Below are 6,686 nucleotides of genomic sequence, written 5' to 3' on the forward strand. Positions count from 1 at the left end.
GCCCTCGGCTGGCGGCGGGAGCGGTTTCGGGGGTCACCGGTGCCTCCGGGCGCCGGGACGTGGCGAGCGTGCCTGGGGCAGCCGGGGCACCTGCTGTGCGGATTCGAGTTCGGCGCGGGCCTGCTCCAGTTCGAGCGACAGCTCGGCGGCGATGCGGACCAGTGCCGCGTTGCGTTCTCGTTCGGCAGCCAGCTCCGCCTTGGTGTCGGCGAGTTCCTCCTTCAGCATGGCGTTCTGCTCGGCGATCTTCTGAGCCGCAGCCGGGGTGAAGGACTGTGCCTTGGCCTGGGCCTGGAACTCTTCCACGAGGTCCCTGTGGTCGCCGTAGACGACGTCCCGGCGCAGACCGCTCTCGGTGATGAGTCCGGTGCCGGTGAGCTTTCCGGTCGTCGACCGTAGTGGGGTGCCGGCCAGCAGGCGGGCGGCGGCGGCCCGGATCGCTTCGCGCTCGGCGCCCCGGTCTCGGCGTCTGCGGGTCATGCCGCTTCACCGCCTCGGAGTATGGCGGGCCGGGTGGCCTCGTGTTCCTCGACGATCGCGCGTGCCCGCGCGGCCTGGGCGGCGGCGCGAGCACGTCGCGGCTGCGGGGCGAGCGGGTCGTGCGCCGTCGCCTCCCACCGGCTGATCTTGCAGTTGAGGCCAGCGATGTCGCGGTCGGTGTAGGCCAGGTTGGTGCACGAGCTTCGGCAGAACAACTCGTCCGGGGCGCTGTCCGCGGGCAGGCCCAGCGCGAGCTTCTCCTTGTTGCACACGGCCGTCTCCGCACGGTGGACGCAGGTCATGGCCTCGCCGTGGTGGATATCCGGGTCGGCCTGGCTCAGGATCCGTTCCACGCTTCGGATGGAGCGCACCACGCGCCCGGAGAACCGTGCGGCATGGGTCAGCCGGGACTGGTACTCGGCGGCGGACGGTCCGCTGACATGCTCGCCGTCCTGAATGCGGGTCCAGTCGTCATCGTTCTGCTCCAGCACCAGCTCGAGCTTCTCCACGGCCAGGTCCTCCAGCCAGGTCGTGTCGCCTTCCCCGGCATAACTGAGCGTGACTTTGGTGGACACGTGCGCGTACTGCAATGCGGCCGCGATCAGTCCGCGCGGCCGGCGCACGATGAAGTACGCGAGCGTCCTCCTGAACCGGGAACCGTGCAGGTGCTTGGTGGTGTCCGGCGGAATGACGGGTGCCGCGCCCTCGGCGGCGAAGGTGGTGTTGACCCAGCTCAGCAGGGTCTCCATCTCCCGGTTCATCTGCGCTGTCCGAAGAGCGAAGCGCATCCCTCGGCGCGACTTCTGGAGCAGTCCGGCTGGGAACAGCAGGTCGGCGCGGTGAAGGGACTCCAACATAGCGATGGCGTCGTGGACGGGCCGCACCGTCACCCAGGGGCGGTCCGGATCGATGGGATCCAGTGGGGTGCGGTCGAAGCCCTTCCCCCGGCGGCCGACGATCAGCAGCTCGCCGGTGTCCTCATCCGTGGCCTGGCAGCCGCGGCGCAGAGACAACACCTCCCCGGGACGGGCACCTGTCAAGTAGCAAATCACCACGAAACAGGCCGTGGCCAGTACACGGATCAGCCGAGGGAGCTCGCCGACGGTGACGGGCCGCTCGCGCCACGGGCGACCGTCAATGCGCCCGGTGATCGTGCCCAGGTAGCAGTCGTCCGCGACGGGAACGCCGAACTGCCCGGCGAGAGCTTGCGCCTGGCGGCCTACGTCTCCGCGTCGGGTCTTCTCCAGTCCCAGGAGGCGTCCGAGGTGGAAGGAGCTGACCTTGCCGGGGGTGCCGGGCTCGCCGGGAAGGGCGACCCCCGTCCGGACCGCTTCCCGCAGGAACAGCAGCACGCGCTCCCTGGGCTGCAGCCCCTGGTAGATGCCCTGGCGGGGATGGCGGCCGGATTCGAGAAGCTGGAAGTGCCGCCATGCCGCGCGGATGTCGGGGCCCAAGTCCTCGACAATCCTCAGCGAACAGTCCAGCAGGGCCTCCATGGTCGCTGCGGCGATCCGCGGGGTGGCGTTGAAGCGGCCGGGCGGCGGGAGCTCGACGAGGGCCTTGATGGGCGCGTCCTGCCAAGGGGCGGCGGTGGCCAGACGGCAGTCCGCGGGCAGGTGCTCGCTGTAGGCCCACAGGGCACGTACGGCGTTGAGCAGCTGGTACTTGGCGCCCTCGCTGACCGAGAGCGCGCGTACGTGATCCAGGTAGGCGTCCAGGAGCATGTCATCGACCTCGCACAGCCGGGCGAGGCCGTGGTGCTCCAGCCAGATGGCGAAGGCGCGCAGCCGCATGAACCAGATCTTCACGGTGCCGCACCCGGCCTGGTCGTGGGTCTTCTGCCCGCTCATCACCACGGGGTGGGGGTGGTCCAGGGTGGCGAGGACGAAGCACTTGAACGCACCCGTCAGGGCGGGCGGGTAGCCGGCCCAGTGCAGGTTGATCGCGCCGATGTGGACGTCGGGGTGAGCAGACGTCAGGGGCCACAGATCGTCGGCGAAGACGGCCATCTCTTCGGCGAGGGTGCCGGGATGTACCGGGCGGCTGCGCAGGACGATGGTGTCACCGGCGGGCCACTCGACCTCGTCCGAGGGAGCCGGAACGGTCACCGCGGCGCGGGACATCATCGAAGATCCATCCTTCCGTCCACAAGAGCGTCGACCAGCTGCCGATCTTGGTCCGTCAGCCGCGTGCGGGCCTCGGCGTGCTCGGCGTCGTTGTAGTGCGCGAGGACGTCGCACAGTTGGTCCAGTGGCTGCTCGAAGCGCACCCGCCACAGGGCGGCGTCCATGTGCGGGCGCAGAGCGACGAGGTGGTCGTGCACCGCGAGCTGGACCGGCAGCTGATGCGGCAGAGCGCGCGCGTTCTCGCAGCCCAGGCAGGCGAGGAACGACGCGGTGCAGGGCTGGCCCGGCTCGGTGTCCGGCCCGGCAAGGTGGTCGATGCACGCCGTGGCAGCCGTGTCGCTCTCGCCGTCGATCAGTCGGCGGAGCGTCTCGGGCGCCAGACCCAGGTCGGCGGCGGCCGCGGCCAGATTGGTGCGGGCCTTGTCGACCAGTTCCGGAGTGATCACCGGAATCTGCCGGCGAACGCGGGCCTTGGCCACCTCCGAGCGCAGTGCGTCACCGACCACGGTGCGGCTCTCGCGCTGCACAGCGGGGCTGCGCTTGAGGTAGTAGTCGTTCATCGTGCGCCGGGTCTGGGCGACCGGGCGCCGGCCTTGCTCAATGCCGGTCTGCCGGATCCGGCGGGCCTCCACCGGCGACGGCCCGCCGGGGTCTGCTTCGCCGGTGGGGAAGCCGTGCCGAGCCGCCCACTTGCCGATGTAGGACGCGCGCACGCCCTGCGGCCACCGGCCCTTCGGGCTGCTGGGCCTCGGGTTGAACCCGCTCAACGCCAGCGTGTGATCGCCATGTCGCCGCGAGACCGTGGTCAACTCCAGCAGCAACTGGTAGACCCGCACCGGTGAGCGAAACACGGGCAGATCGCCGTCCGTCCCTCTCAGCACGTCCTCCAGGCCGGACGGAAGATCCTCCAGAGGCGTGATCATGTGCTCACGGTCCGGCCCACGCCGCGGCTTGACGGCCTCCACCAGCGCGACGCCGCCGGCGTCGGTCCCCCCGTCAGGCCGGTAGTGCACGGCGGGCCAGGCTGCCACCGTGCCGAAGTTCTCCGTCGTCAGGGCCGTCAGCAACAAGGCGAACGCCGTCATCTCCGGCACGGTCAGACACAAGCGCGGGCCGATGCCCGTCACTCCGCCCCAACGTCCTGTCGCCGCCGTCACCGGGCCGCTGTGGTAGCGCGGCAGATCTCCGGTCCGCTCGAAGTGGTCCAGCAACGTTCCGAGTTCGAAGTCCTCGCTGGACTCGGGGAGTTCGCCTGCGCGGAACCGCTCCAGCAGCGCGAGTCCGGCGCGGATCCGGTCCCGGGCCCGGCGCACATCGCCCCGGACCCTGGTCATGATCAGCTGCATCTCGTCGTCCGTGTAGGCCAGCGTGGCCTGTCGGCCGTCGTAGTCCGGGAGTTTCTGCGCGAAGAGTTCGGCACGCGATGCCTCGGGCAGCTCCCGATCATCGCGCAGCAGTGCCCGCAGGGTCTCCAGGTACGACCGCTGTGACCGGACGCGTCCGCAGAACTCCCACAGCCCTCGCATGTGCGCGAGGGTGACCTCGCTGGGGCTCGCGGGCGCGGGATCCAGGGTTGTGAAGAACCGGGCGATCAGCGTCGCCGCCGTGTATACGGGGCCGGCCCCTGAGAGTCGGGTGACTCCGGCCCGTGGAGATGTCCGCCGGGTAAAGGCGCGTGCCAGCCACTGCTGAATGCCGACTTCGATCTCGACGAGGTCCCCGTTCTTGTCCCGGATGTCGCCGAAGTCGAAGACGCGCTCGGCATTCCCGGACTGGGAGAGGAACCGCACCACGGTGCCGTCGCCCTCTGTCAGCAGCCGCTCTGGTGGCTTCCATCCCGCCGGCGGCTGGGATGCCTTCTTCCCGCCGCGTGATCGCGCGCTCATGCCCGCCCCGCCCCTTCTGCGCCGTGCGTCGCGGCGCCGACCGGCACCAGGGTCCGGCCCCCGGCGTGCGCGACGGTGCGGATCAGCGCGTCGACGGCCGGCTGCTCGTCCTCGTCGAGGAGCGCCATCAGATAGTCGACCTGCAGCGCGGTGAACGGCTCCAGGTAAATGTCCTTGGTGACCTGTGAGTCGTCGTGCCCCAACAGCGTGGACAGCGCGTACCAGATACCGCCGAACTGCTCGCGCAGGTCAGCAAGTTCCTCAGCCGTGAAGCCCTCCACGGACGGCTGCCACACCAGCGAGAGGATCGAAAACCAGCGCAGAGCGAAGGAATGCCGACACATGTGGGGACGAGCCCATAGAGGGCACCGCTCCTTGCGGCGCTCCCGGTCCTCGCCCCGAAGCTCCGGCGAGGTCCACTGCACCCACTTCTCGGCGATCCGCTCGTTCGCCGCCTGGAAGGTGTCCTCCCAGCCCTCCGGCTTCTTCGGCATCCCGCTCGGTGCCAGCCACAGCGCCAGCGGCTCCAGGCCGTGCTCCGTACGGCGGAACAGCAGCCGCCGCTCATCAGGTCCGATCGCATCCAGCGACAGCACACTCTCCGGCGCCCCCTCGATGCGCAGTGTGCGGGAACGCGCATTGTAGCCCGTGACCACGCGTACGTACGGAAGCGCCTCGTACCGGCCCACGCGCTGGGCCCGCCGGATCGCCTCCGTCCGCGAGCCCTCCACCGGGTCGCAGTAGCCCTCGATGTCCCGCAACACCCGGCGCGGAATCCGGTACGTCCGCCCCTCCTTCTTCGTTCCCTTGATGCACGCCGCTGCCAGCCACGCCTTCGGGAAGCGCCCCTCCGCCTGCAGGGGAATCTCCACGTCCAGGACGCTCGCCCACTCCTGCAACCTGAGCCCCGTGCCGTACAGCCCGTCGACGAACACCGCGTCACGGTCCTCATTCACCCCGCGCCAGCCCGGAATCCGCAGCCCGTCGAAGCCGTAGCCGCGCAGCCCGATGTCCCGCCACTGCTCGAAGGCGGCCCGCAGCATCCACTTGATCTGCCTCCGCCGGGCGCCCGTGGGCCGCAGCCCGTCCCTCGAGCGCCGACCACCGTCGGGGCCGATCTCCTCGTCCGAGCGTTCGTCCTCCTCGGCGGTCGGGACGCTCGGGACGGGGTTGCGCAGTGCGTAGGTGGCGGAGGCCCAGGTGTAGAAGGTGTTCAGCGCGGCGCGGTCGGTGTCGAAGCTCCCCGGCTTGACACGCTCGGGGTTCCGCACGTCCGTCAGGCGCCAGTCCTTGAACGCCTCCACCTCCTGTGGCGTTGCTTCGGTCCAGTGGCGTCCAACGGCGTCGAGGAAGCTGAGCCACACCACCAGGGCCATCGCGTAGCGCCGCCACGTCCTCGGCTTCCGCCCCGTCATGGGACTGACACGGAAGAACAGGTTCAGGCGAGGGTCCGGCAGCACCCCGGCCGGCGGGATGATGATCGGGGTAGCGTGCCGGGCGCCGTTCCGGGCGGCTCGCTTGTGAAGGTCACCGAGGGCCACGAGCTCCTCGCCGATCAGGCGTGGTGGGGGCTTGAGGAAGTCGTAGAACTCGACTCTCCACCCGTCCTCGTTCTCCCTGTCCAAGTCCCCTCCGGAGCCATCGAATCCGACAACTCCAGGGAGCCTAGTGAAGGACCGTCAACACGATGCTCGCGGCCGCACCCACGCCAGTCATCAGCGGTGTCCTCGACCTGGACCGCACCCTGTGGGGCGATCCGGCTGCCGACTGGACCATCCGTATGGCCAGCGCCAAGACGGATGAGCGCACGGCGTTCTGGGACACCTACGGGCCCCGCGCCGCCACGTCCGCCCATGCATGGCGGGCCCTTGTCTACGAGGCACGGCATCTGGGGGCGATCCGGCTGGAGCGGCACCGCCTCCACAACCCCTCCGGTGTTGACGACACCTACCCCTCCATGGCCGCCGTTCTGGCCCAGCTGATCTGAACGTTGCTGCCTACTGCCGAGTTCTAGGATCCGCGGCTCCGCTAGCAATGAAGGCAGTCCGTTAGCAGCAGATTGGCAAATCCGCGATCCCGGTGACAATGACTACGTTCAGGGGCGATCTCCGCCGGGTCTCTTTCGATCTTCTCTGCGCGTGTGCTGCCCGTGCACCGTACCGTCCTTCCTGGCCGGCACCTGCTCGCCCTTCTC

5 protein-coding genes are annotated in these 6,686 nt (G+C 69.7%); 1 reads left to right on the plus strand and 4 read right to left on the minus strand.

The window, feature by feature from the left end; genetic code table 11:
* Positions 1-33: 33 nt before the first annotated feature.
* The 4 genes from AQJ27_RS48970 to AQJ27_RS48985 are packed head-to-tail and all read right to left on the minus strand — an operon-like array spanning position 34 to position 6,117.
* The gene (locus tag AQJ27_RS48970; RefSeq protein WP_067385072.1) at positions 34-480 is read right to left on the minus strand and encodes a hypothetical protein; all 447 of its coding nucleotides are present in this window, start codon (positions 478-480) and stop codon (positions 34-36) included.
* On the minus strand, positions 477-2,606 hold the full coding sequence (locus AQJ27_RS48975; RefSeq protein WP_201264530.1) for a site-specific integrase: 2,130 nt from the start codon (positions 2,604-2,606) through the stop codon (positions 477-479). The genes AQJ27_RS48970 and AQJ27_RS48975 overlap by 4 nt, the downstream gene beginning before the upstream one ends.
* Positions 2,603-4,492 carry a hypothetical protein gene (locus tag AQJ27_RS48980; protein ID WP_067385078.1) on the minus strand — a complete coding sequence of 630 codons (1,890 nt, stop codon included), beginning with the start codon at positions 4,490-4,492 and terminating at the stop codon, positions 2,603-2,605. The genes AQJ27_RS48975 and AQJ27_RS48980 overlap by 4 nt, the downstream gene beginning before the upstream one ends.
* The gene (locus tag AQJ27_RS48985) at positions 4,489-6,117 is read right to left on the minus strand and encodes an integrase (protein ID WP_067385081.1); all 1,629 of its coding nucleotides are present in this window, start codon (positions 6,115-6,117) and stop codon (positions 4,489-4,491) included. Before AQJ27_RS48985 ends, AQJ27_RS48980 begins: the two co-directional genes overlap by 4 nt.
* A gap of 62 nt (positions 6,118-6,179) precedes the next feature.
* On the opposite strand from AQJ27_RS48985, the gene AQJ27_RS48990 reads away from it, so the two are divergent.
* The gene (locus AQJ27_RS48990; protein ID WP_067385084.1) at positions 6,180-6,479 is read left to right on the plus strand and encodes a hypothetical protein; all 300 of its coding nucleotides are present in this window, start codon (positions 6,180-6,182) and stop codon (positions 6,477-6,479) included.
* Positions 6,480-6,686 lie beyond the last annotated feature (207 nt).

Source organism: Streptomyces olivochromogenes (genome assembly GCF_001514115.1).
Taxonomy (GTDB): domain Bacteria; phylum Actinomycetota; class Actinomycetes; order Streptomycetales; family Streptomycetaceae; genus Streptomyces; species Streptomyces olivochromogenes.